This window comes from Okeania sp. SIO2C9, assembly GCF_010672455.1.
Taxonomy (GTDB): domain Bacteria; phylum Cyanobacteriota; class Cyanobacteriia; order Cyanobacteriales; family Microcoleaceae; genus Okeania.
Genome location: NZ_JAAHGO010000082.1, coordinates 15,450 through 39,331, shown reverse-complemented (window position 1 = coordinate 39,331; position 23,882 = coordinate 15,450). Strand labels below are relative to the sequence as shown.

The following is a 23,882-nucleotide window of genomic DNA, read 5'->3' as shown; positions in this document are numbered from 1 at the left end:
GTGCAAAAGTTAATTCTTTTTGAATATGATTAGTAATAGAAGTTTTGCGATTAGAACATACTCGTCTAATGGCGTGAATTGTAGTTTGTGCTGATAACTGAAACTTTTCTCTAACTGTACCGTACATTAAGGCTTGCATGGCCACATGATTTGTCAGTTTTTTGTCACTGTTTTTGTGTACATACTGACAAGCATTAGCAAACATTTCCATAGTGGCTTCTATTTCTTTTGCCACTTCTGGGCTGACCTTTAATTTACAGGATATAGTTGTTATTTGCTTCATTCTTATACGATACTTCAAAAGGTGAAAAATATCAATCAACAATGAAGCTTCATTTTATTTGCTCTTCACTAATTCCTCCCGGCGCTGAATCATAGATTACAACGCGGGACTCCTTTTTTAAATTTAGTTGAAAAAAAAAGGAAGGAAAATTATTGTCGAAATTAAAAGCTTTTGGCGTTGGTGAAGCGCGTGTATGGTATTCATCTTAATTCTTTAGGAGTCAACCCACCCGCGTGCCCCCCTGCTCCCAGGAGGGGAAGTCAGGAGGACCGAGTCAGGAGGGAAGAAATAAGAAGAAACCGGAGTAGAAGGAGAAAGTTTTTTGGTCGCGTAAAGGTCACGGAGTTCTATCACGCTCTTATCCGGACATGAGATCATACCTCAAATCACCAACGCCATTCTATATTAGTCGTCATCATCATAGTCATCGTCATCATAGTCATCATCATCATAGTCATCGTCATCATAGTCATCGTCATCATAGTCATCATCATCATCATTTGACTGAATATTAATTACATTTCCATCTTGGCGAGTAATAGAAAAAGCATCAAAATCATCATCGTCGTACTCTCCTATTACTTTTACTTGCTCTCCCACTGATAAATTTGTGAGTTCCCGATCGTCAGTATCAACTAAAATTTTTCCTGTGCCATCATCAAGCATAAATTCATCGCCCGAAATTCCTATTACTTGCCCGGAAATAGTCGCATTGTCACCACGTTGTAATTCTCCTATGGGAGTTTTAGCAAGAGTAGGGGTGACAATGACAATTGAGAAAAAACTTATATAAGCAGCGATCGCTCCTGTTAAACTTTTGGCCAGTCTACCAAGTTTAATAAAATTCATGGCAATTAACCTCCTATAACTGTTTCCCAGCTGAATACTTACGAAAATTGCTATAATATTAAACTAGGATAATTACTATAGTCAAGTCATTGCGACTGGAACGGAGTTAAATCAAGCAATATCAAGGGTTTAGGGGATTTATTCCTCTGGTCGCAATGACTACTTTTCAAGCGAATCGTACATAATAATGTTAAAATAACTTTTTACTCAAAATACCAATGACAACAACTGAAACAAAACAAATAAATTGGGAAACATTAGCCTCAGAACTAAAAAATATCGAAATTATTACTGAACCAAATCAAGTTATTAAACTATCCTTAGACTATTATCATTTCAGCCCTATTTTACAATCGCAACTAAAAGATAAAAGAGCTAATTTAGTTGTTCGTCCCACCAATGAAGCAGAGGTTTTACAAATAGCTAAAACTTGCGTTAAATATCAAGCACCTTTAACAGTTAGAGGTGCTGGAACTGGTAACTATGGGCAATGTATTCCTTTAGAAGGAGGGGTAGTTCTCGACACTACAAAAATGAATAAAATTAATTGGATAAAACCTGGTTTATCTTGCGTAGAACCAGGAGTAAAATTAGTAGCATTAGATAAAAAAACAAGAGAAATTGGTTGGGAAATCAGGATGTTTCCCTCAACTTATCGTACTGCTACAATTGGCGGTTTTATCGGTGGTGGTAGTAGTGGAATTGGTTCAATTAATTATGGTGGATTGAGAGATCGAGGTAATGTTTCTGCCGTGCGAGTTGTGACTATGGAAGAGGAACCAAGAGTTATAGAATTGCGTGGCGATAATGTACAAAAAGTTAATCATGCTTATGGAACAAATGGAATTATTACTCAGTTAGAAATACCTCTAGCTCCTACTTATCCTTGGGCAGAATTAATAGTAACTTTTGACGACTTTATGACCTGTGCAAAATTTGGTCAAGCATTGGGAGATAGTGATGGAATAGTCAAAAAATTAATTACTGTTTTTGCTTGGCCGATACCTAGTTTTTTTGCTGGGGTAAAAAGTTCAATTCCTGAAGGAAAACATTGTGCTTTTTTGATGGTATCTGAATATAGTTTGGAGTCTTTTCAGGATTTAGTTAAAGAATTTAAAGGTGAAATTTGTTATGAAAAAACTGCTCAAGAGGCAAGTAAGGGTACACCAATATATGAGTTTACTTGGAATCATACGACGTTACACGCTCGGAGTGTAGATACAAATTTGACTTATTTACAAAGTGGTTTTCCTGCTGATAGAAATCTAGCACTTGTAGAAAAAATGTATCGGCATTTTGGTGATGAAGTAATCATGCACTTAGAATTTATGCGAATGGATGGTAAAACTACACCAGTAGGATTACAAATTGTCCGTTATACTTCAGAAGAACGACTAAATGAAATTATTGAATATCACGAAAAAAATGGGGTAAATATTTTTAATCCTCATACCTATATTTTGGAAGATGGAGGAATGAAAACTACAGACTTTGAACAGTTAGAATTTAAGAAAAAGGTAGACCCCTACGGATTATTAAATCCTGGAAAAATGAAAGCTTGGTTAGAGAGATAGAAAAAATTATTAGAGTTTTTCTATGGAGGTAAGGAGCAGACTTATTTCCTCTGTTAGAAAAAAGCTCAACTGCTCAAGATGATTTAATGAAGGAAAAAATAACTCGTCATATCAAATCCGGTAGCATCGGTATAAAATTTTTTGAAGGTAGGAGTCAGAAATAAAGACGATAGCAATCGCTCTTGAATAGACAGTAAAAAATCAAAAAATAAGCGTTGGGCGGAGTCTAGCGGCAGCTATATCGCTACTGGTTGATAGTGAAGGTGAACAATCCGGGGGAGTTATTGATGTTTGGAAGTTTCAAATACAGGATAAAGAGAAAGATGTTGCAGTTTGACTCTAGCATCGAAGCGTGGAAAAACGCCAAACCACCTTGCTAAGATTTTGATTCCGCTGTTGACTCCACGTTTCTAACTCTTGGCGTAACTGCTCAGTAGTAGGAATACGTCTATCTCGCCATGTTTAAAGATTGTAAAACAGGTGGATATAATCTAGAGGGAAGTCTAGTGCAGGATGGCAGAAATAACGGTAGTGCGTCAAGGAAGTGTGGTCCGGGTGGGAAGTGTGGTCCGGGTGGGAAGTAGAAGGAATAACTGTAGCTGTATCTTTTTGTGCAAGTCTGCCACTGATCATAGCTTTTATGGTCTGACCTCAAATCCGGTTAAACAGTTATAGATTGGTTAAGTCTTGAGGAGACACTCCTCATATAGAATCCGGGTAATTAGTTATCGTATTACTGAGAAGTAAGGATTAATGAGTAAGGAGTTAGGAGTTAGGAGTAAGGAGTAAGGAGTTAAGAGTTAGGAGTTAAGAGTTAGGAGTTAGGAGTTAGGAGTAATATCAGATCCGGTTGAATACTTAATTGTATTGTTGGGGGAGATGGGGAGATTGAATAATGAATATATACTATATAACCGGATTTTATATCAGTCCTCAGGAGGAGAAAGAATCACAAACATTTATTAGTGATGACGATTCGAGATTTTTTTGATGTCCAATTAAACGGATTTGATCTTACAGCGTTTTTCAAATTGATGAACCACATCTTCACAGATCAAACCTTGTAGGGACGTTCCATGGAACGTCCCTACTGTGGTCTATCCAAATGAAAACCGCTGTAAAGGCTGAAAAATTTGCACTTTTTTCCCGACAAAAATCCGAAAAACTCACTCTTGAGAGTGCTTTTAGATGATTATTGACCAGCCCTACTTACTTATCCCACACTTTACGCTCTGCACAACCGAAATAACTGACCATTTACAAAATCCTAAAACAATTACAAATCAAAAATGATTGACTGTCTTGAGTGCATCTTACATTCTGGAGGGGCTGTGTGCGGAATTACTTCCGCACAGTAGGCGCCCCGTAGGACACCTCGCCAATTAGCACTCGATGCATGAATTTTGACTTTTAACTTCCGCGTAGCTGCACTAGGTAATGTACAAGGTTTGACTAATTTAATTTGACTTATCGCTATTGCTGATACTGGTTGATTTTATCAAGGTAAATTCATCAAAAAATCCGGTGTTCAAAATTACATTTGTAGATGAACATAAGCTCCAAGAAAAGATAGAATACATAGCAATTTTTGGATGGGTATGTATAGTGACCTGTGGGGGATTGCTGGGGATTATTTAGTTGATATTGTTAACAGATAATTAACCTGAATCCTCAAAAAAAATCTGATGTTTACAGGGGATTAAAAGCTCTGTCAATGTTAGATAATATTTAACTATTTACACTCAACGTCTTACCTTTCATCTAATTATTAAACAATTTTAAATTGACTTACATAAATGTTCTCGTGTCCCTAGGGACGTTGCGTGAACGTCCCTACTGCTCCCTGCTCCCTACTGTACTTCATAAACCAACGAATACACTGTAACACTCCCTTTTTCATTGTTTCTAGCATACTGGATTAAGACTTGATTCTCATGTCTGTAATGTTTTAGAGATTACTTGACAAAAGAATCTTAAGAAGTTCTATTGTAATTAATTAAATAGATTTAATATGAGATAATAGATTATATTCTGATAGCTATCCTTCCAACAGCTAGTGGAAAAAGCAATGGATTATCTCGCTTCAGAAATATTAATATGATGTGTTTTAGCTATCAATACACAGTTGCAAACAAACTACACATTTAGTTTGCTTCTGATTTTTAGTTACTGTAAGAGTGCAAAATTTACTAAATCCTTCTATTTTTCTTATGTGCTTTTAGAAATATATGCAAGTTAAATGTTCAATTACTGATTTAATATTTTGATTTATTTGTTGGTAAATAATATTATAAATTGACGAAAAAAAATCAGTATAAAACGATGCAAAAAGTCAATTAACACTCTGACATACTGAATTATAGTATCTTCAAAGGTACTGTGATTTCCGATAAAAATTTAGAGAAAACGGTAAACATTTTTTTTCTGCAAACCGGAATTAATCTCAATTAGTTATATAGAATTATCCCTCCGATAAAGCCAAAATTTATTAGGGGATAGTATATTTATTTGTCTAGTATTAACAACTTTAGGGTTAGTATGCTTTCTCGAAAAGCAGAATAGACGGCTGAAAAGTTATTAATTATAGGAGTAATTAGGAGTAATTAGGAGTAATATTAATAGTGAAAAATCAAGTATTTACAGCAAAAAAAATCAACAATAAAAAAAGCAATTATTCTACTTTGAACCAATGGTTCAAATCTCTAACTATAAGCATAATTCCTGCTCTTTTAACTGCTTTGCCAGTGAATGCAGCAAAGCAGATTTCTCTAGGTCATAAAGGTCTAAATATTTTGATTCCTGTATCAGCATTAGAAGATTATGCCAAAACGGGAGAAATTAGCTATGAACTAGCTAGTTATATGCTACTTTTAGAAGCTGAAAAAGAAGATAAATATCGGGATATATTACAAAACCGCTATAATTTTCCTCCTCAGATAGTCTCTCAATTTATCAAGTCCCCTATGGGAGAATTATTCCTGAAAAATTTAGGGCAAGTAATCAAAACTTCATCAAATTCTGAGAATGAGAATTTAACTACTGCTGAAAATGGTGCTGAGGAAATTAGAACTGCTTTATTAAAGGCGGCAAATGATGCTGAAGGCTTAACTATCATAAATTTTATCCGTCATTTTCCCAGTGATACTATATGGTTCGATACAAAAGAAATTTTTGCTGTAACTGAAAAAATCGCTGCTGTACAAGAAGATACAAAAACTTTTATAGAAACTGTAGCAAATCTCACAAAAACAGAAGCTTACAGAGAAGAAAAGGTTGATTTTTCTCAGTTACCAGACATTAGGAAAAAAGGAAAATATAGCTTTTCAAAGCAACAAATTATCCTGCAAGATGAAGGGCGCGATCGCAATTTTTCAGTACAACTTTATTTACCCAATATCTCTTCAGCAGAAATATCAATTCCTGTAGTTGTAATTTCTCACGGTTTAGGTTCTAATGGAGTTAATTTTGAAAGTTTAGCTAAACATTTAGCTTCTTATGGATTTGCTGTTGCTTTACCCCAACATCCAGGTAGTGATTATGAATATATCCAGAAATTTTTAGCAGGTAAAACTAAGGATATGTTCCATGGCAATGAATTTATTGACCGCCCCTTGGATATTTCTTTCTTATTAAATCAATTAGAGCAGTTAAATCAATATCAATTCCACAATCAATTAAACCTGAAAAAGGTAGGTATATTTGGTCATTCTTTTGGTGCTTATACTGCCTTTGCTTTAGCAGGTGCAGAGATTAACTTTCAGCAACTCAAACAAGACTGTGGCCCACAAATGGAAGTTTTAAATATGTCGCTGCTGCTACAGTGTCGTGCTTTGGAATTGAAGCCTCAAAAATATAATTTGAAAGATGATAGAATTGCAGGAATATTTGTACTCGATCCAGTCAATAGTAGTTTATTTGGAAAAGCTGGTTTGAGTCAGATTGAGTTACCTGTTTTGTGGGGAAGTGCTAGTGAAGATAAAATTACTCCTATTGTTTTAGAACAAGCAAACTCTTTTACTTGGTTGACAACTCCTGATAAATATTTGGTCTTAACAGAGGGAGCAGATCATATCAATATTGATTTTGGGGCAATTAGAGAAAATAGTTTCACTTCTCTAGCAGAGTTGATTCAACCAGATCCAGACGTAGTCAATGGTTATGCTAATGCTTTTGGTTTAGCATTCTTCCAAACCCATGTTGCCGATCGCCCTGAATATAGTTCATATTTACAAGCATCTTATGCTCAGAGCATCGGCGAAAAACCTTTTAATCTGAGTTTTGTGCGGTCTTTGTCAGAAACTCAGTTAAGTAAAACATTGAAACAGGCAAGAAAAAACTAATTAAAACTATCTCCGGTTGGGTATCTAAAGAGTGGTATGTGAGCTATGGGAAATAATATTAGCAAACCTAAATCATTCCGCACTTTATGATTATAATAATACACATTCAGACAGATGGTCAGAAAATTTTGTCCTGCTCTACATGAATTTGCGATCGGTTTTTTGATTACCTGTTGCCTAAGTAATATCATGTTGTTTAATAGCGCGATAGATACTCTGTTCCGCTTTCCTACAGAATGCTACGCAAACACGATCAAAACTTTCTTCTCCTGTTGCTTCTTTTTCCCTATTGACTCCTGAGGACTGACTCCGTTCATTGTTAATTTGTAAGTATTCAACCGGACATGATATAAAGCACCATACTACTTATTTTTTGTGAGTTTACCTTTTAACTGATATCTAACTGTGGAATAAACTGCTTTGTAAGAAGCATTAATATTATATTCTTCTTTCAACCATTTTTGAATTTCTCCATAACTCTGAAAACCATTATTGGGGTCGTTAAGTCGTTTTTGCAACCCATCTCGCGCTTCTGGTGGGATTGCTGGTTTGCGCCCCCCACTTTGTTTTACCTGTAATAACCCTGATAATCCTTCTTTACGATATTGTCTCAACCACCTTTGTACTGTAATCCGATTTACTCCTAAAGTAACTGCCAATTCTTTGACAGTTGTCACTTGACCAATTTTAAATAGATATAGTGCCTGAATCTTCTGAAAGCCACTAGCAGTTTTTTGGCCATTTAACAATGTTTTGAGTTCTGGGACTGTTTCTGTAATTTCTATTTTACATACCCCGGCCATATTTGTTTCCTCTCAAGTCCATACTGCTATTCTCATATAAAAATCTTTTCTATCATATCTGTAGCATGTAAAAAAGTAAATTATTCTGATATTTTTTTTTAGGTAATACCATTTATCAAAAAAAATGCTACAAAAATGAAATTGAAAATTTATATTTTGAAGAACCCGACCCAATTCTTTTTCCTACCTATTTCTATCATTGTTTTACCTTTAGCTCTTCTTCTCTCTTCATTTTACTATTGCGATAAAATTGGTATAAGATATGGTAAATAAAAAAAGCTAACGGCTAATACGCGATGTGGTAATTGCTTTACTGATGAAATTGAAAGGAGCAACTATGGGTCAGAAAAACCCAGTCAAAGTTATTATACTTATCCTGGCTTTAGGTTACGGCATTTCAATTTTTTGGCTAAATAATGTACAAAAAAAATCCATAGCTATAGTTCAAGCAAAAATAGCTAATTTAGGAGATCTTAATCAAGATTCTGATGTTAATCAACTTAGAGCAGCTTTAGCTCAATTGCCAGAAGCAATAGATACTTTAGAACAAGTTATTCAACTGCCTGGTGTACCTTTACAACCTGTATCTAGAGAAATAACTAAACTAAATTATCAACTCATTGCAGTTAAGCGAAAACTATATTTAGCAGAACATGGATTAATCTATTTAAGGTTAGCAAAACAATCTGCAATGTCAGCAGCTTTATTAGTACAAAATCCTCCTCATCCTGTTGATACTTGGTATCAAGCACAACAAAAATGGCAATACGCAATTAATTTATTAGAAGAAATTCCTGAAGAAAGTTTTTCATATCCAGAAGCTAGAAAAAAACTCAAACTTTATCGAGAAAATCATCAAGTAATAACTCAAAGATTTAATTTGGCTAAAGAGGCAATTAATCTGAATAATCAGGCTAAACAAAAGATGGAAGCAGGAAATTATCAAGGTGCTATTAAGGATTTAAATAAAGCTATAAGTCTCAATCCTGGTCAAAGTGAAGCTTACTTAAGTAGGGGAGTTGCTTATTCTCAATTGGGAAGAAGAATAGCAGCGATAACTAACTTTAATAAGGCTATAGAAATTAATCCTGAAAATGCCGAAGCTTATTATTATCGAGGCGATGAATATCTACAAATAGGAGAGCAGAAAAAGGCTCTTCAAGATTTAAATAAATCTATCAAGATTGATGCTAATAATCCTAAGTCATACTTTAATAGGGGGATAGTTTACTACTTAATTGGAAATCAAAGTGAGGCGATGGAAAATTTTCAGCAGGCGGCTTTTTTCTTTGGATTGGATGGCGATTCTGATAATCAAAAAATTGCAGTAGATATGTTAGATAAATTTCAACAAAATTAGATTTAATGGCAGGAAAAGGAGTCAGTCCTCAGGAGTCAGTTAGGGGAGTAGGGGAGTAGGGGAGTGAGGGAGAAGTAAACAGAATAATAATTAATTAATGCGCTCCTAAAGCCCTACTTAATAATTGAAGTGCTACCTAAGTTAAGCATTAATGCATAGTAATTGGGTGCATCTCATATTTGCAAAAATACTTTTTTCCTATATATTCCCTATTCCCTATTCCCTGTTGCCTGTTCCCTAAAAGCGATAAATTTTTGGCTTTATTCAACATTGAGATGCACCCTAGTAATTGGTATTATACCAATTTGATAAATGTTTGTTACAAATGGTAGGGACGTTGCATAAGGGCGTCCGTACGAAAGAAGGAAGAGGAAAGAAGGAAGAAGGGATAAATATTGAAAAAAAGGGAAAAACAATATAAATAACTATCTAAAATGAACTGGAATAGCTATTTTTAAGCATATTCGAGCAAGGTCTACCTTTTTGTAGCATTCTTTTTTCAAATTGGTATTATAGATAGCAGTCTAAGGAAAGGTTAGAACAGATCAAAAGCTTCAAACTCAGACAAAGTCATATTTTTCCTTCGGCATTGCTGAACCAAGAGATGAATCTTTGCAGAAAAGGTAAATCTCATCTTTATACTTTCTCTTTCTCTAAAACTATAATTCCAATGTGCAAATATACAACGCCACCACACTAATTTATCCGGCAAATATGCAATGCCATATTTTTCCTTCTTCCTTCTTCTTGTAATATCATGTCCGCTTAATTAACAATCAGAAAATTTCTTCTTCCATCTTTTTTTCTTTCTTCCCTCCTGACTCGGTCCTCCTGACTCGGTCCTCCTGACTCGGTCCTCCTCCGTCGTTATTTATTAAGTATTCAACCGGACATGATATAAGTCACAGCAAATACTCCCAAGCTTCATTAAGGATCTGACTGAGCAATTGTCTTTGGGCCATATTTAATAAACGATCATCCGCAAGAATCTCCTCCTTCAATTCCTCTATAGATTTTCCTTGAGAATGAGCAACATTAACTATACCAGCTATAGCTAGAGCGACAAGTTCATCACTAACTGGCTGTTGTCGCAAAGCAATTACTTCTTGATCGCTTGTAGGTACAGGATAATTCATCTCTACTCCCTTAGTGTCTTTGAGATTTTTTCACTACTCTACTGATTGAGGCTAAACTATTTTGTTGGCTTGAACGAAGTTTACTAATTGAAGATAGTCATCTAGAGACAGATTTATCTTTAAAACCTATCAAGAGAGAGTAGAAACTTAAAAAAATACTACCCAAAGGAAAATTTCTCTTGGGTATACTTCATAGTAGAAAATATTGTAAACTTTTATATTAAATTAAAGTTTTATCTAACGATAATAGCATAAATTAAAATACTGTCAACTTTAAGATTAAAAATTAATTCCCAAAAAAACAGATGAAAGAAATTCTTTACCTAGAAGTACCAACGCCAGATACAAAAACTGTTTGTCAATGGTTACAGCATAAATTTCAACCAAAGTTCGGTGATAAAATTCTTACTTCAGATGGTTTTGTTATGAAATTTTCTGAAGATCCTACTCAGGAATTTTCTGTATTTACCTGGTCATTACAACGAACTACTTATCTCAAAGTTTTTGCTCAAGGAAATGTATCTTCAATACAAAAACAATTCATTTCATCTTTGACTACCAACTTGAGAAAAGAATTTCCTTTAAATTATCCAGAACCTCCCATAATTGACCTATCAAATCAGTCAATTTTTACAGCTTTAGCATCTGATTATCCTCTGACTGCAAAATACTTTCAAAAAATGCCTCAAGGGGAATACGATCTGAAACGTTTATACTGGTGGGAAAAACGTTGGCGCGAATCAGTTAAAAATCCTCAAACACCAAAACAAGTAGTGTGGAAAAAGGAGTTAGGAACAAATAATAATTCTGTTGAATATGACCTGATCTATGTTGGTGGCGCTCTGGGAGTTATTCATGCAGCTGTGATGGCAAAATTGGGGTACAAAGTATTATTATTAGAACGTTTGACTTTTGGGAAAATGAATCGAGAGTGGAATATTTCTCGCTCCGAACTACAAAGTTTAATTGACTTGGGTTTATTTACTGCTGCAGAAATAGAAGGTTTAATTGCTAGAGAATATAAAGACGGTTTTAACAAATTTTTTGATAGTAATAACCCTGATTTTGCTAAGGCTGCAATTCTGCATACTCCTACAGTTTTAAATGTGGCATTAGATTCAGAAAAAGCACTCACTTTATCTGGGATAAAACTACAAGAATCAGGAGGAAAAATTGTAGATGAAACAGAATTTATTAAAGCTGAAGTTTATCCAGAAAAAGTTGTAGTTTATACTCAAAATCTATCTAACAAAACTGAACAAATTTTCTGTGGGCGTTTATTAGTAGATGCTATGGGTAGTGCTTCTCCAATTGCTTGGCAGTTAAATGGTAAACGTGCTTTTGATAGTATTTGTCCGACAGTTGGAGCAGTAATTGATGGTGGAATTGAACCAGAAGTTTGGGATTCAAATTATGGAGATGTTCTCAATAGTCATGGCGATATTTCTCGTGGCAGACAATTAATTTGGGAGTTGTTCCCTGGTGCTGGTAATGAGTTAGCAATTTATTTATTTCATTACCATCAAGTTCATCCTGAAAATCCTGGTTCTTTGTTAGAAATGTACGAAGATTTTTTCGCAATTTTGCCAGAATATCGACGGTGTGACATGGATAAATTAGTCTGGAAAAAGCCAACCTTTGGTTATATTCCTGGGCATTTTAGTATCAAAGGTAGCGATCGCCAGGTGGCTTTTGACCGTTTAATTTGTATTGGCGATGCTGCTTCTCTCCAATCTCCTTTAGTGTTTACTGGTTTTGGTTCTTTAGTCAGAAATTTACCTCGTTTAACCGATCTTCTAGATACTGCTTTAAAATATGATTTACTCAGCGCTAATCACTTAAATCAAATTCGTGCTTATCAAAGTAATATTGCTGTTACTTGGTTATTTTCTAAAGGCATGATGGTACCAACTGGAAAGTTTTTACCTCCCCAAAGAATTAATTCTATATTGAATACATTTTTTGGATTATTAGCAGAGGAACCTCCAGAAGTAGCAGATACTTTTATTAAAGATAGGGCTAATTGGTTTACTTTTACCAGATTAGCTCTCAAAGCAGCTAGAAAAAATCCTTATCTTTTATTGTGGATTCTAGATTTTATCAACTTTCAGGAAGTATTACTCTGGACAATAAGTTATATCAATTTCACCTTGTTTAGTTTAATGAATTTCCTATTAGGATGGTTGCCTAGTTTTGCCCGCTGGATTCAACCTTGGTTAGAACCTCGTTATCCTAGTTTATGGTTTTGGATATTAGCTAATAGTTATGCCTTAACTTATAATGCTGGTCAACCAAAAGTGAAATTTACACTACAAAAATCGGTGTTGGTGAATTAGTGTATGATATTAATCTTAATTACTTAGGAGTCAGGAGTCAGGAGTCAGGAGTCAGGAGAGAAAAAAGAAGAAGAAAGAGGAATAGAAGGAGAAAGTTTTTTGGTCGCGTAAACTGAATAGAAAATCAGAAAAAAACTGTATCTTAGTAAATTAAAAAACGCTATATTATTTCATTGCTCATTAACAAAAAAATCTCTCACAATCAAATTTATGGGTATGTTCAACAATCAATAATTAACAATTAATAATTAATAATTACCTATTCTTATAAAGAAGAGGATTGGCTAGAGAGTTGAGAATAACCGGAAAATATAGCAGTGGAAGGAAAAAACCAGGACAGATTAAAAGCTTAAAACTCGGACAGCGTAAAATTTTGCCTTCTTTCTTCTTCCTTCTTTCTTCTGTTACCGAATAATTAATAATTAATAATTAATAATTCAGGTTTAAAGCCTCCCCTTTTAAGGGGAAAAAAAAGTGCTAGGATATTTCTTTATATTCAATCATCTCGGTTTTAACCAGAGGTGATTAGGGTTTGCTGATTAATTCTAAAAGCATTAACATATAAAGGTTTTAGCGTTTTAGAGTTGAAAAAAGTACCAGCTTTTCGGTGGAAAAAGCTCATGCATGCTAGTATCTTGGGATGATTATGGCAGAAAAATTGAGAGACAAAACGCCCGCTCCTACCTCCTCGCTCATTCCCCGTTCTTCCTGTCTCCTGTCTCCTGTCTCCTGTCTCCTACCCCAGCAAAAAGACTTTCCATACGCAAACCCTAATTATCAATTATCAATTAATAAAACATCTATGTTTTCCCCAACTTCACTCCATAGTTAGAACTAAAAATTTCAAAGAATTATGCGGTTAGATTTAGAAGGATTAGAAATTACAAAGGGTGAACTTAAACATCTAAGTGGAGTAAGTTTAGGTAAAATATTGCGACCGCCCACCAAAACTAAATATTTATTAGAAGGTTTGAAAAGTTTACTAATAGCTTTGCTTTTATTAGTTAGTTACTGGATAATAGCAGTAGAAATCTTAAATAAACACCATTTATTATTAATAGTTATTTATTTAAGTATGACAATAGGATTATTTTTAGAAGATATCTATAAAATATTTATGACTCGTAAAAATCAACGTCTGATTAGATTGTTTGAGGATGTAGATAAATATAATTCGATAGTTCAAGCGATCGCTATTAATGACAAAATTGAAGCTGCTGGGAACCCTCAAGTTAAATTAAGTAATCGCACCAAAATTATGGAAGCTCTAAAACTAATTAGAGAAGATTTAACTAGAGCTTTGAAAACCGAGCGAATTATTCGGGAAAATCAGAAATTTGTTAATAAAAATACAGACTTATTTACCTTTAATTTTAATACTTTGACAGCTTTGCAAATTAATGACAAAGCTAGCGAACATGGAAAATTACTTAACGAAGCTCTAGAAATAGCAATTGAAGTTAGGGAAGAGATGAAAAAATTACAAAACGAACATTTGCTCAACTAAGGGAGTTACAAGTAAAAAGCTGGTTTTTCCCAATCACTCTAATTCTTTTGCCTTTCTCTAGTAATTTTAAAGATACTAACTGATAGCTTTAGGCTTAAACAAACAATTAATTATTTGTTAATGATCTGGCACACACTTTCTTGATTTTCGTTGCATGATCGCTCTGCTCTAACTAAGAATACTTATAGAACCCATTTGGTCTCTTTGTCCACAATTAAGTTTTTTTTACCAGGAGTCAGGAATCAGGAGATTTCATTAATGGATAATGGATAATTGATAATTGATAATTACCTCTGGTTAAAACCGCTACGGAATTGAATATAAGGAGATATTGTTTCTTTTCTCTTGGTCGATTGGATATGGCGAGGAGACCTCGCCATCCCATCCTAACGGACTGCTCCGCAAACGACCGCTGTCTTGGTTGATTGGATATGGCGAGGGGACCTCGCCATCCCTCAACCGCTTTTTCCCCTTAAAAGGGGAGGCTTTAAACCTGAATTATTTAATAATTAATAATTAATAATTAATAATTCGGTAAAAAAGGAATAGGGGAAAAAGGTAAAAAAATACTCCCTACCTCCCTGTATTCCCACCTCCTCATAGCTTCATTGATCGATTACTAATAGATACCAAAAAGGCAATAACCCCTAGCTAAAGTCTTAATATATTTAGACCTGATTTTTTGGGGTTGCGCATTATGGAATGATATTGCCAAAAATTAGTTTATACTTTAACTAAAAAAAACCTATAGCTAAAGTCTTAATATATTTAGACCTGATTTTTTGGGGTTGCGCATTATGGAATGATATTGCCAAAAATTAGTTTATACTTTGACTAAAAAAAACCTAATATTAATAATTCTAGCAATTGACTCATCCAAAATCCAATTCAATCAAAAATCTAAAATCATTTGTCACTGTACAACGCCGATTTTTTATAGTGTTGTCAACAGACAAGAAATTAATTAAAAAAATTCAACAACATCCCTATGGGATTATATTTAAGGTATAGGGTATTCAGGGACATTATATCTTCAAGAGAAGCTTAAAAATATGCATAGGAGTGTTGAGACATTTGAGTTAGGTGAGTCATGCAAGTACCCATCAGAAAATAAACTACCATCATTGCAGCAGCAGATGTAGCAACTAAAATACCAGCTAGCATTAGGGAAAATTCTCGATGATTGAATGATTCCTGCATGAGATGCAGAGACCAAGCCACTAAGGCCACATCAAGAATTAGAATAGTGAATAACATAAGTTACATTTTGTAACAGTTCCTCTATTCTAACAACATTTCTTAAAAAAACACCCTAATTTTTTTACTAAAAAAATCGGCGTTGGTGAAGCGCGTGTATGATATTAATCTTAATTATTTAGGAGTCAGGAGTCAGAACTCAGGAGTCAGGAGGAAAGAAAAAAGAAGAAAGAGTAGTAGAAGCAGAAACTTTTTTGTTCATGCTCTTATCCGGAGAGGATATCATACCTCTTTTCACCAACGCCAAAAAATCTAAAAATCACCTTAACCATGTCTCACAGGAACTTGATGGTTAGCCAAATAATCCTTAATTTCCGACACGCTTAGTTGACCATAATGAAGTAACGAAGCAAGTAAAGCCGCTTCTGCTCTACCCTCAGTTAAAGCCTCAAAAATGTGCTGACAGTTACCAGCACCGCCAGAAGCAACCACTGGAATTTGAACATTCTCTGCTATAGCTCTAGTGAGCGCTAAATCATAACCAGCTTGGGTTCCATCAGCATCCATACTTGTAACAAGAAGCTCTCCTGCACCTCTTTTCTCCACTTCCAATGCCCAAGATATTGCATCTTTACCAGTATTTTCTCGTCCACCCCGCACATAAACGTCCCATCCTAATTTATCTGGGTCTAGACGACGACGGGCATCAATAGCTACTACGATACATTGATTCCCGAAGCGGTCACTTGCCCGATCGATCAAGTCAGGATTACGCACTGCTGCTGAATTTATACTGACTTTATCTGCACCTGCTCTTAATAAATCTTTAATATTTTCTAAGGATTGGATACCACCACCAACTGTTAGAGGTATAAAAACCTGCTCTGCAGTCCTATAGACCACATCTATTATGGTACCTCGGTCTTCGTGAGTAGCAGTAATATCAAGAAAGACCAATTCATCAGCACCAGCATCATTATATACTTGGGCCAGTTCTACAGGGTCTCCAGCATCTTGAAGATCAACAAAGTTGACACCTTTAACTACTCGGCCCGCATTAACATCAAGACAAGGTAAAATTCTTTTGGCCAGCATAGAAATAAATTACTTATAGAAGAAGGAAGAAGTAAGAAGTAAGAAGGAAGAAGTAAAGAAGAAAGAAGGAAGAAGTAAAGAAGAAAGAAGTAAGAAGTAAGAAGTAAGAAGTAAGAAGTAAGAAGTAAAGAAGAAAGAAGTAAAGAAGAGAAAGTTTTTTTATCAAAATAATTGGGTCGCGCAATCCCACCTTTTAAGGCGAAATGTTTTTGGAATCATGCTCAAATCCCCGTTACAAAAAACAACTTCTGACTTCTGAATTCTGACTTCTGACTTCGTTAAGTTAATCCTTCAATGACAGGATGGTAATAGAAAGCTAATCCCAAAACTGCGTAAGCTGCTAATAATAAAGCTCCTTCTAACCAATCAGAACGACCATCAGAACTTACAGAATTAGCAATTAATACTGCTACTACTACTGCTACTAATTCAAAAGGATTAAAATTCAAATCCATTGGTTGACCTAGTAACAAACCCGCCAAAATTAACACTGGTGCTACAAATAAAGCAATCTGTAAACTAGAACCTACTGCCACTGAAACAGACAAATCCATTTTATTTTTCATAGCAACAGTAACTGCCGTAGCGTGTTCGGCAGCATTACCAATAATTGGAACTACAATTACCCCAGTAAATAAAGTAGTTAATCCCAAAGTTGCTGTAGCTTCTTCGAGAGAATCAACCAATAATTCTGATTCAAATGCTACGGCTAAAGTTGCTACTAATAATACAGAAATCCACAGTACTAAATTAGGTTTATGCTCAGAATGTTCTTCTGATTCACTATTAGAATCTGAATCTTCTGATTCATTACCTGCCACACCAACTTCATATAAATAAGAGTGAGTCTTCATGGAAAATAATAAGGTGAGTATATAAACAGCAATTAAAACTACTGCTACTGCACCCGACAAATTTTGCATAGTATTTTGACTAATACCATCAGAAGTAGCATTTACGGCTGTTGGAACTAAAATTGCAATTACAGCTAAATTCATTGCTGAAGCATTTAAACGAGCTACTACAGACTGAAATTTTTGTTCTTTGAAACGTAGCCCACCTAAAAACATTGATAAACCCATTACTAACAATAAGTTACCAATTATAGAACCTGTAATACTCGCCTTAACTACGCTTACTAACCCAGCATTTAGAGCAATAATACCAATAATTAATTCTGTAGCATTTCCGAATGTAGCATTCAATAATCCACCTAAGTTAGGACCAAGAACAACAGCAATTTCTTCTGTCGCTGTACCCATCCAACCTGCTAAAGGAATAATTGCTATAGCAGATGTAATAAAGATAGCTGATGAACCCCATTCTAGGAAATTACCTGCAATTGAAATTGGAATAAATACTAATAAAATTGAAATGATTGTTTGTGTATTTAACATAAAGTGTAAATTCCCAGTTTAGTGAATCAGAAATTAGGCAAAAATCAATCAATAGGGTTGGCTGAAAAAGTATTTTGCGGGTGGGTATAATTTAGGGTTAAGAACTCAGGAGTTAGAAATCAGGATAAATACGAAAAACCCAAGTAAGAGATAGAAAAAATAGGCTATTTTTTTGGATATCCTAGACTGATTATAGCAAATTAGTAGTTGAAATGAGTTTAAACTCTTAAGTAGTATAGGATTCAACCAAATAAAAATCCATTTTTCTGAGAATTGCTTTTTTGTATTCCCATAATCCTTGCGTAAAATTCTACCTCAATAATTTATCAATTCAAACCTGACAGAGCAATATAATCTCGATCTCTTCCCAGTTTAGCTCATAGTTTTTGGCGGACTTGAAAATACATTTTTTGGTATACACCACGAGTTGCCATTTCTTAGGAGTCAGGAGTCAGAATGAATAGCTTTAATACCGATTTTGAGGTAGGAAATTCTCTTTTTTGTCAAAGGGACATTTCCTGAACTTGTCTTTTAGTCGCACTTATTATTCGAACACATTCTTTTTTCAAATTGCTATTATACCAATAACGATTAAACCAATAAAGTATACTGATAGAAATACCTAAAAAATTAGATAACCAAGTTGATCTTCCGTCTTATATGTGTCAGAAAATTAGCTATGTATATTAGTGAACGAAAACTGATTTATTTAACGAAAAATTAAGATTTTCCAACACATTTTACTTAGACAAATAAGCCTGTTAAAAATAGTGAGATAGGTTCATTCTGTAATTACTTCAATATTCAATTTCCCCTACTGCTCTACTCCCCACCCCCAACTTTATAATAAGTAGGGTTTGCGCTTCACTAGTCTTTTTGTAGGGGTAGGAGACAGGAGACAGGAGACAGGAGACAGGAGTAAGAATTGCCCCAAGATTGTTCTACCATAGCCAGCCCAAAATACTAGCTTTTTGCAGCTCTAGGCACCGAAAAGCTGGCACTTTTTTGAACCCCAAAAAGGCTAATACCTTTATTTATCAATACGCGCGAGAATTAATCAGCAAGCCCTAGGGCGTGTCATCAATTAAATCTGAAAGTGCTATGTAGCAAGAGTTTTGAACTTTTGGCCGGGAAAGACTCCAGACGCTAAAAACCTTGACTCACAAAGCTTATAGTTCTAATTGATGACAGACCCTAAGTATTCAACCGAATTTGATATTACTGTAGCAATCAACAGAAAATACTATTACTATTAACCCACATTCCGCACTTCAAGAGCGTATCATTAAAAGTAGTATATGAATCTGTAACTTGGCAGGTATTTATACTATGCAAATCATCTCAATACTTTTTTCGTTCATCAAATTCCTAGTAAAAAATTTACGCATAAATACTTGCTCTGATGATGACTCAATCACGGCAGCTATAATTTTCTTCTAAAATTCTGTCTCCTGTCTCCTGTCTCCTGACTCCTGATTCTATACTACATTTTGTGGTGCGGAATGTGGAATTAAACATCTGGTGATATAGTCATTTAACCTTAGATTGAGACAAAGCTTTCTTGCTATGAGGGAGTTTCAGACAAAAAAACGTCTCATTTTTAAGTTAAACTACTATAATCAAAAATCAAATCAATTATCGCCCATAAATCATCAATTATTTCTCCCTACTCCCTCTTTTCAGGAGAAGTCTATATAATAAACAAACATTAACCAAGGTCCACACCTAAAAATTTGTCTAGGAGTTTGGCTCGCCAGACATAACGTAATAATAAACACCACACTATAGCCACCCAACTAATCACAACATAATCATGGGCACTTAGTAAAGATAATTCAAAAAATTGACGTAGAGGCGGAACAGCCAAAATTACAACATAGATTCCTAGCAAGGCCAAGGCAACTAGGGAATAACGCCAGTCTCTACTCAAAGGTTCTCCACCAACCCAAACCCTAATTGGGGGCTTCAGAAAAGGCACTAAGAGTAGACCACACAAAATCATAATAGTTACTAAAGCACTGCGAGGAACAGAAAGAAGCTGATTACTAATAACTACACTATTATCCATCAGACTATTTTCCTCAAGAGAACCCAACACTGTCACAACTAAATAACCCAAATAAACACCCAAAGCGACAAGAGTAAGACTCAAAGTAGCAGGTAAAGTAAAGTGGAGTAGCGATCGCACCAAACTACGACGAGGCAACATTCCCGACTTTGCCCACAGAGGAATACAAAAACTAGGAAAACCCACTGATATTAGAGTAACAACCGCACTATGCTTATTCAATAGTGGGAAAGTCCCACCAACAAATCCTGTAGCAAAAATCAATAAGGTGACACAAAACACCCTAATCATAAACAGTTTCAGTACATCCTGTATACCATTACGAATGCGTTGTCCTTCCAGAAAAGTATGAGGCAAAGACCCAAAAGAATTTTTCAGCAAAACAATATCCGCCACACTACGAGTGGCCTTACTACCACCCTCCATAGCGATCGCCAAATTTGCCTCTTTCAATGACAGAACATCATTAACCCCATCTCCAATCATGGCTACATAATGACCTTGCTCCTTAAAGCTGCGAATTAGTTTAGCTTTCTGCTCTGGAGTAACACGGCCAAAAATTGTATTAGCTTCTGCAGCTTGAATAAACTGAGCTTCATCTAGTTCGGCCAACTCCGCCCCAGAGATAACTTGAATGTCTGAGCCAAGTCCAGCTTGTAAGGCCAAAGCAGCCACAGTCTGAGGATTATCTCCTGAAATTACCTTTACCTCTATTCCAGCTTCAGAAAAACCATGTATCGTCTCACGAGCTTCTGGCCTTAGTTCATCTTTAAAGCTAATAATTCCCAGAGGAGTTAATTCAGTAGGTAGTTCTGGCTTTTCCAAATCATTATTCAAGCTATCAATATTTGGGCTGTGAGTAAATAAAAGGACTCGAAGACCCTGTTGAGCTAATTCTTGAATTTGCTGAGTAACTTCTGTACTTAGAGGTGTAACTGTCGCTAATACTTCTGGAGCGCCAAAAATGTATGTTCCAGAATCTGAACTTTTTTGACCTTCAAAACTCATACCGCTCCATTTACGAGCTGAAGTAAAAGGAATTTCTGCAATTAGCTCCAGTCGATGTCCAGAGCAAACATCTTCTACTGCTTCTATTGTCTGGTTTTTAGCAGTAGTACTAGCCGCATAATCACCCAATAAATGTCGTAACTTAACTTCATTAATTCCTATAGGATAGACAGTCTGTAAACGAATTCGGTTAGCTGTTAATGTGCCAGTTTTGTCCAAGCATAAAACATCTACATTGCTCAATGATTCCACAGCATTAGCTTGCTGAATCAGAACTTCCTGCCCCACCATTTTGACTGCACCCAGGGCATAAGCAAGAGTTATAGCCAAATAAAGCCCACTTGGTACTAGGCCAGCAATTACCGCAGCATATTGTACACTGTCAGCAAATGTATAAATCCTGATAAACCAGTTAATGGCAACAAGTATCCACAGAAAACATGACAAGAGTAAAAATACTCTAATCACCAAGTTAATTTCTTGTTGAAGGGGAGTGTAAATTTGGCGGAATGCTCTGGCACTAACTGTTAATTGATAGGCCAAACTTTCAGTTCCTACTTTTTGAGCTTCATAACAAGCAGTACCACTAGCACAAAAACTACCAGAATAAACTGGTTGTCCCATTTGTTTTAGAATTAGATCCGATTCTCCAGTTAATAGTGATTCGTCCACTTCAATTCGGCCTTCTCCTACTATTTGGCCATCGACCACTATTTGATCTCCAGCCTGGGCAACTAATATATCCCCGACTACGATTTCACTGGGATCAATGTTTTGTTGTTTACTTTCTCGAATAACGGTAGCTAATGGTCTTGTTAATAAAGCAATTTGATCTAATTTTTGTTTAGCCCATATTTCTTGGCAAACACTAACTATAACGCCACCTAAAATAACCACGATCACAAGGAAAGCATCACCATAACGAGAAAGAAAGATTAAAACGATACTAATAGTTAAGAAAACAGCATTGATAAAAGTAAATAAGTTTTCCTTTAATATCTGGCTATAGGAACGACTTGTATGTAATTTGACCTGATTTCCTAGACCCGCAGTACGACGAGCAATAACTTCATTTTCTGTAAGTCCCTGAGTAATTGAAGTCTGGTTGATATCTTGGCGATCGATCATGGCATTTGTGCTAAATATATATCTCAAAAAAAATTATGTGTTGACAGTTTCAGCAAAAGTTTTTGATATTCAGTTAATGGCCTTTTGGGGACAATAAATTAACTGAAGTTGGTATAGCAGTGAACAGCGGTATAACCCCGTGTCGGCGGTAGACGCAAGCGGTCGAGGGATAATGTTTGCTTGCGCACAACTACGTTAACGCGTCAGCGTTCCGTAGGGAACGGTCTCCTCACCATATCCAATCAACCAAGAGAGGGAATGGGCACTCCTGTGAGGGAACAGTGGCAAAAGCTTTTCTCTGTCTCAGGTTCATCATCAACATAAGTTAAACACCAAATCGTTTCTTGCTATATCAACTGAAATTATCGCTGTTACCATTTTCTAATGGTTTGAGAGCAATTGGTATAGTAAATAACAGACAATAGGTAAAATCTATGAATTCCCTAAAAGTTAGCATTTTTGCTTCATCCTGGGAGACTCCAAAACCATACCCCATTACCGCGTCGGCGACAGAGGTCGGAACGAGGCGCACCCGGTCGTGTTCGAGCAGCAAACCTAGCTACCACTGTTGCGCGCTTAGTGTGAGGCAACAGTCTCTCGAATTCCAACTCTTCATTAGAGTTGTCGCTAAATAAAGGGAAAAAATCACTCTAACCTAGACAGAGCAATAATTCCAAGCATTTTTGCAATCCAATAGCTACAATCCTTACAGAACAAGGTTTTTGGGATTTTTTTAAGTTATAAAGCGACAAGTCTATTATTACTCTATGTTCTAACCAACTCAATATTTGCTATCATAGAAAATTTTTCAGCAGTCCTGCAACGGTAATTCTATTGATTGAACTGGGGATAAATTACCTAATGATGTCAGCTGTTATTACCTCAACTCTAATTAAAAGAAAGCGGTCGATCTTCGGAGCTTCCCCTAGGGTGGGATGGCGTTTTGCTCCGCAACATATAAAGCGTTAGCGTTAGCGTTTGCGCAGCATTCCGATAGGAAAGCTCCTCTGTAAGAGGCAGCTCCTCTATAAGAGGCAGCTCCTCTGTAAGAGGTAGCGGCTCTGTCACTCTTCGGGTCTTCTTACAGAAAAATTGTGGGTATGCGCCTCCCCTTGGATAGGGGATAATAAAAAAAATTTTTCATTATTAGTCAATCCTCTCCTTGAAAAGAAGAGGTAATTATTCATTATTCATTATTAATTGTTGAACATATCCAATCCAATTAATCAAGAGAGAGGATGTATTTAGGTTTCTTTCCTACTCCCCCACTCCCACACTTCCCCTACTCCCTCACTATGCACCACTACCAACTTTTCATACATCCAGGCCAGAAAAACGTCGATGAAAACTAATGTTACTAATGTACAGAAAATTATAAGTAAAATTAAGTTTTATAACTAGAGTCTTGCTTTTTAACTAAGTTAGACGTTAAACTTTATAATGGAAATTACAAACGTAACTATTAAATTTTTTTTAACTCTGCAAGGAAATTTTCAACACTATAATTATAATTACAGGCAAAATTCTCACCTACTATAATTAATGTAAGGAAGGCGAGAATCTTGTAATTTTCAATTAGCTGTTGAAATAAAAAACTTGGACAACTAATCAAGAGCATCTAGAATATAACAGGACTTACCCATGAGGTACGAAAAACTAGGATTTGAGATTGCTTCCCTGTCGGTCGCAATGACGAAAATACGTTGTATTGCGTAAGTCCTATATGATTTGTCTTTCATTTACTCTCCCAGCATGGCTAAAAGTAAGAAATCTAATTGAAGTTAAAGTAAATAAACTTAGA

13 protein-coding genes and 1 pseudogene are annotated in these 23,882 nt (G+C 35.5%); 6 read left to right on the top strand and 8 right to left on the bottom strand.

What is annotated here, in order from left to right; genetic code table 11:
• Both F6K23_RS34000 and F6K23_RS33995 read right to left on the bottom strand, forming a co-directional pair.
• Positions 1-283, bottom strand: a pseudogene (locus F6K23_RS34000) (hypothetical protein); the annotation flags it as partial.
• 405 nt (positions 284-688) lie between these two features.
• A complete protein-coding gene (locus tag F6K23_RS33995) occupies positions 689-1,132 on the bottom strand; it encodes a DNA-binding protein (RefSeq protein ID WP_293164594.1) in 444 nt (147 codons plus the stop codon).
• 218 nt (positions 1,133-1,350) lie between these two features.
• On the opposite strand from F6K23_RS33995, the gene F6K23_RS33990 reads away from it, so the two are divergent.
• The 3 genes from F6K23_RS33990 (at position 1,351) to F6K23_RS33980 (ending at position 7,046) form a co-directional block, all read left to right on the top strand.
• Entirely contained in the window at positions 1,351-2,706 is a 1,356-nt protein-coding gene (locus F6K23_RS33990; RefSeq protein ID WP_293164592.1) for an FAD-binding oxidoreductase, read from the top strand.
• Positions 2,707-3,219: 513 nt separating this feature from the next.
• On the top strand, positions 3,220-3,381 hold the full coding sequence (locus tag F6K23_RS33985) for a hypothetical protein (RefSeq protein WP_293164590.1): 162 nt from the start codon (positions 3,220-3,222) through the stop codon (positions 3,379-3,381).
• Between the two features lie 1,946 nt (positions 3,382-5,327).
• Positions 5,328-7,046 carry an alpha/beta hydrolase gene (locus F6K23_RS33980; protein WP_293164588.1) on the top strand — a complete coding sequence of 573 codons (1,719 nt, stop codon included), beginning with the start codon at positions 5,328-5,330 and terminating at the stop codon, positions 7,044-7,046.
• Positions 7,047-7,408: 362 nt separating this feature from the next.
• Here F6K23_RS33980 and F6K23_RS33975 read toward each other — a convergent pair whose 3' ends face one another.
• A complete protein-coding gene (locus tag F6K23_RS33975) occupies positions 7,409-7,849 on the bottom strand; it encodes a helix-turn-helix domain-containing protein (protein ID WP_287243798.1) in 441 nt (146 codons plus the stop codon).
• Positions 7,850-8,165: 316 nt separating this feature from the next.
• Between F6K23_RS33975 and F6K23_RS33970 the strand changes: the two genes are divergently transcribed.
• Complete coding sequence (locus F6K23_RS33970; protein ID WP_293164586.1) at positions 8,166-9,209, top strand: tetratricopeptide repeat protein; 1,044 nt, start codon at positions 8,166-8,168, stop codon at positions 9,207-9,209.
• 902 nt (positions 9,210-10,111) lie between these two features.
• Here the strand turns inward: F6K23_RS33970 and F6K23_RS33965 are convergent.
• Positions 10,112-10,345: a hypothetical protein gene (locus F6K23_RS33965; RefSeq protein ID WP_287243801.1), complete on the bottom strand. Its 234-nt coding sequence runs from the start codon at positions 10,343-10,345 to the stop codon at positions 10,112-10,114.
• A gap of 305 nt (positions 10,346-10,650) precedes the next feature.
• Between F6K23_RS33965 and F6K23_RS33960 the strand changes: the two genes are divergently transcribed.
• Entirely contained in the window at positions 10,651-12,681 is a 2,031-nt protein-coding gene (locus F6K23_RS33960) for a flavin-dependent dehydrogenase (protein ID WP_293164584.1), read from the top strand.
• Positions 12,682-13,534: 853 nt separating this feature from the next.
• A complete protein-coding gene (locus F6K23_RS33955) occupies positions 13,535-14,188 on the top strand; it encodes a hypothetical protein (RefSeq protein ID WP_293164582.1) in 654 nt (217 codons plus the stop codon).
• 1,044 nt (positions 14,189-15,232) lie between these two features.
• Here F6K23_RS33955 and F6K23_RS33950 read toward each other — a convergent pair.
• The 4 genes from F6K23_RS33950 to F6K23_RS33935 all read right to left on the bottom strand — a co-directional run bounded on the left by F6K23_RS33950 (position 15,233) and on the right by F6K23_RS33935 (position 22,081).
• Positions 15,233-15,445 carry a hypothetical protein gene (locus tag F6K23_RS33950; protein ID WP_124142948.1) on the bottom strand — a complete coding sequence of 71 codons (213 nt, stop codon included), beginning with the start codon at positions 15,443-15,445 and terminating at the stop codon, positions 15,233-15,235.
• 264 nt (positions 15,446-15,709) lie between these two features.
• Positions 15,710-16,480, bottom strand: a complete 771-nt coding sequence (gene hisF / locus F6K23_RS33945) for an imidazole glycerol phosphate synthase subunit HisF (protein WP_287243806.1) — start codon at positions 16,478-16,480, stop codon at positions 15,710-15,712.
• Positions 16,481-16,758: 278 nt separating this feature from the next.
• Entirely contained in the window at positions 16,759-17,877 is a 1,119-nt protein-coding gene (gene cax / locus F6K23_RS33940; protein WP_293164580.1) for a calcium/proton exchanger, read from the bottom strand.
• A gap of 1,708 nt (positions 17,878-19,585) precedes the next feature.
• Entirely contained in the window at positions 19,586-22,081 is a 2,496-nt protein-coding gene (locus tag F6K23_RS33935; protein WP_293164578.1) for an HAD-IC family P-type ATPase, read from the bottom strand.
• Between the last annotated feature and the right edge of the window lie 1,801 nt (positions 22,082-23,882).

What these genes read in the sequence shown, in the direction of transcription:
- F6K23_RS33995 (WP_293164594.1), bottom strand. Translation starts at nt 1,132, where the DNA reads ATGAATTTTATTAAACTTGGTAGACTGGCCAAAAGTTTAACAGGAGCG.
- F6K23_RS33990 (WP_293164592.1), top strand. Translation starts at nt 1,351, where the DNA reads ATGACAACAACTGAAACAAAACAAATAAATTGGGAAACATTAGCCTCA.
- F6K23_RS33985 (WP_293164590.1), top strand. Translation starts at nt 3,220, where the DNA reads ATGGCAGAAATAACGGTAGTGCGTCAAGGAAGTGTGGTCCGGGTGGGA.
- F6K23_RS33975 (WP_287243798.1), bottom strand. Translation starts at nt 7,849, where the DNA reads ATGGCCGGGGTATGTAAAATAGAAATTACAGAAACAGTCCCAGAACTC.
- F6K23_RS33970 (WP_293164586.1), top strand. Translation starts at nt 8,166, where the DNA reads ATGAAATTGAAAGGAGCAACTATGGGTCAGAAAAACCCAGTCAAAGTT.
- F6K23_RS33965 (WP_287243801.1), bottom strand. Translation starts at nt 10,345, where the DNA reads ATGAATTATCCTGTACCTACAAGCGATCAAGAAGTAATTGCTTTGCGA.
- F6K23_RS33960 (WP_293164584.1), top strand. Translation starts at nt 10,651, where the DNA reads ATGAAAGAAATTCTTTACCTAGAAGTACCAACGCCAGATACAAAAACT.
- F6K23_RS33955 (WP_293164582.1), top strand. Translation starts at nt 13,535, where the DNA reads ATGCGGTTAGATTTAGAAGGATTAGAAATTACAAAGGGTGAACTTAAA.
- F6K23_RS33950 (WP_124142948.1), bottom strand. Translation starts at nt 15,445, where the DNA reads ATGTTATTCACTATTCTAATTCTTGATGTGGCCTTAGTGGCTTGGTCT.
- hisF (WP_287243806.1), bottom strand. Translation starts at nt 16,480, where the DNA reads ATGCTGGCCAAAAGAATTTTACCTTGTCTTGATGTTAATGCGGGCCGA.
- cax (WP_293164580.1), bottom strand. Translation starts at nt 17,877, where the DNA reads ATGTTAAATACACAAACAATCATTTCAATTTTATTAGTATTTATTCCA.
- F6K23_RS33935 (WP_293164578.1), bottom strand. Translation starts at nt 22,081, where the DNA reads ATGATCGATCGCCAAGATATCAACCAGACTTCAATTACTCAGGGACTT.